Genomic DNA, 1645 nt, shown 5'->3' on the forward strand with positions numbered 1-1645 from the left:
ATCCTATGATTAAAAAAGAGTCGACAAGCAAATAACACTCCCTAAAATAAAAGTTCGACCAATTAAATCAAGGAGAACGAAATGCTTGCGACTCTTAATGATGATTTTACTTCAGAAAAAGTGATTTTGGCGGTGTCTTTAGAGCTTTCCAATAAGAGCTGGAAATTGGGGCTAAGCGATGGCAGGAGAGATAAGCCGTCGGTCATTACGGTGTCGGATGAGCAGGCACAGGCGCGCTTGTTGGCGGTGGTCAAAGTCATCGAAGAAACACGGATGAAATGGCAGTTGCCCAACGATGTCAAGGTGGTGGTGATGCACGAAGCGGGGCAAGATGGTTTTTGGATTTGTCGGGCGCTCAGTGAAATGGGATATCCATGCTTAGTGATCGATCCGGCGAGCATACCGGTGGGTCGTCAAGCAAGGCGCGCCAAGACCGACCGACTCGATGCCATCATGCTGGTCAACAGCTTGCGTGCATGGCTGCGTGGCGAACGAGACCGCATGCGTGTCTTACACGTGCCAGATGAACTGGCGGAAGAGGAAAGGCAGTTAGTCAGAGACCGTGGTGTTTTGCAAAAAGAGATAGGTCAACATCACGACAGAATGCGCAAGTTACTGCGCACCGTGGGCTGCTGGGACGAGGTGGAACATCATCTTGCGCAGCGCTTACAAGCAGGTGAAATACGCTGCCATGATGGAAGAGCCTTACCCAAGGAGTTACTAGCGCGATTGTTGCGGGAATGTGAAAGACTGGCACAAGTGGAAGAACAATTTAAAGCGCTCACCAAAACACAAGTTGCACAACTATCGGAGGCGGTACAAGAAAAAGTAGCGACGTTTGCTAAATTAAAAGCAATCGGTGACATCGGCGCGATACGCATTACAACAGAATTATTTTGGCGACGGTTCGACAATCAAAAGCAAGTTGGCTCCTGCGTCGGCTTAGTGCCGCAGCCTTACGACAGTGGGGATACAAGAATCGACCAAGGCATCAGCAAGCAAGGCAACCGACGAGTGCGTTCCCTGCTGATAGAAATGGCGTGGATGTGGTTGCGCTACCAACCTGAAAGCAAGATATCGCTCTGGTTTGCGCAAAAGACGCACAGCCAGACGCCCAACAAACGAGGACGGCGCGTCGCGATCGTTGCGGTGGCAAGGCGATTGGCCATCGCGTTATGGCGCTACATCGAGTACGGCGTGATACCGGAAGGTGCGCAGTTCAAAGAAGTCAAAAGCGGCGGCTAAGAGAAAAGCAAATTGAAGCTAAATGAATGAAGCACATTGCAGCAGAACGACAGCAAGAACAGTAACAAGGACTCAAACCCGTCACCCGCCCTGGTTGTCAACAACAACCGCCAATAGTAGATGGGGTTTGACTAAAGAAGGTCATCTAGCGCGCAGCGCATGCAGAATTAGGCTGGTAAATAACGCCAGCGGATAGAAGGTGGTGAAACCTAGGTTTCACGAGCAAATGACCAGAGACTTATTACGACTTGTGATCGCACCATGCAATGAAACAGGAGACAGAACAATGACCAACGAAAATTAAAGTGATTAATTTGCTGGTTGTACTTGACGGGCATCATAGAAGGGCGGGTGCAACCCACGCTGGCGGTCATGCAAACGTCGGAGCAGCGTGGGGGTG

General features: G+C 50.3%; 1 protein-coding gene. It reads left to right on the forward strand.

Annotated elements, in window-relative coordinates; all coding sequences use genetic code 11:
• The first annotated feature begins 81 nt into the window (after positions 1–81).
• Positions 82–1245: an IS110 family transposase gene (locus tag EPO09_RS21760; RefSeq protein WP_290646642.1), complete on the forward strand. Its 1164-nt coding sequence runs from the start codon at positions 82–84 to the stop codon at positions 1243–1245.
• The last annotated feature ends 400 nt before the right edge of the window (positions 1246–1645 follow it).

This window comes from Aquabacterium sp., assembly GCF_004297345.1.
GTDB lineage: Bacteria > Pseudomonadota > Gammaproteobacteria > Burkholderiales > Burkholderiaceae_C > Aquabacterium.